Annotated in this window: 1 protein-coding gene; it reads left to right on the top strand. The window is 69.1% G+C overall.

Annotated elements, in window-relative coordinates:
- A partial coding sequence (locus AC2VON_RS12985; protein ID WP_486953334.1) for a hypothetical protein occupies positions 1–1,065 on the top strand: 1,065 nt, incomplete at its 5' end.
- Positions 1,066–1,158: the final 93 nt, after the last annotated feature.

Below are 1,158 nucleotides of genomic sequence, written 5' to 3'. Positions count from 1 at the left end.
GAAGAAGAAGCCGAAGAAGCCGAAGACAGCGCGGTCGCGGCACCGAAGCACCCCAATAGCCTCAAGTGGGGCCTGGTTGCGGTGTCCGTGCTGGCCGTCGTGGCCATCGCGCTGGTCGCGGTGGTGCTGCTGGGCGGTGCCCCGGGCACTGGCACGTCGACGGGCGGGGCGCCGACGTCCAGTAATGCCGCCGCCTCCGGGATCGCCAGCGCCAACGACACCGGGCCGGTCACCGTCATCACCGAGGATCCCAGCTGTGCCGCGTGGACCGCGATCAGCACCAACCTGTCCAGCACTCTGTCGCTGCTGGGGCAGGGCGGCTGGGTCGAGCGCGACCAGTCCATTCCGGCGTCGGCGTGGAACGACGAACAAAAAAAGCAGTACCTGGCAGCCGGGCAGGTACTGCGCGGCGCCGCCGCGCAAACCGTCGGGCTGGCCAAGCTGACCCCGCATCGGGTGATGCGCGAGCTCTACGAGCAGTTCATTGCCTATTCGCGGGCCTTCATCGAGCGCATCCCGAACTACACCGAACCGGACGCGAGCCTGGCGGGCACCGCGCACAGCGCGGCGTCCGCCCTGGCGGCGATCTGTGCCTCCGCCGCCAACGGCGCGGCAGCGGCCCGCGGGCCGCTGCTGGAGTCGCCCCCGCCGCCGATGCGGGTCGCGCCGCCGGGGAACCCCACCAACCCGCAGCGTTATCTGACCGAGCCCAATCCGGTGTGCCGCGACTGGAAGGCGGCATTGGACAAGTTCGGCGCCGACACCGTCGACTGGCAGAACCTCGACCCGAACATCCCGGCGACCTACTGGAACCCGCAGCAGAAGCAGGTCAACCTGTCCGTCGCGCAGGTGATGATCGCCTACGCCAACAAGCTGCAGCAGCTGGGGCGGCGCAGCGACAACCCCACCCTGCAAGACTTCGCCGACCTGTCCTCGCAGTACCGGAGGGCGTTCGTGTTGGCGCTGCCCACCTACAGCCCGGCCGACAACTACCTGGCGAACACCGCCAGCTACGCCTCCACCACGGTGCTGGGCGCGTGTGCGGCGTCGTCCAGGGTCGGGTAGGCAGCCCGATAGCCGACCGAAGACGCCACGTTACGGCGGGAATCGCAGTGGATTCCCGCCGTAACGCTGTGGTGGTGAGTTGGTGGTCGGCTA

This window comes from Mycobacterium sp. TH-M82 (assembly GCF_057473605.1).
Note: the sequence above shows the minus strand (reverse complement) of the source record. Positions and strands in the feature narration are given on the sequence as shown.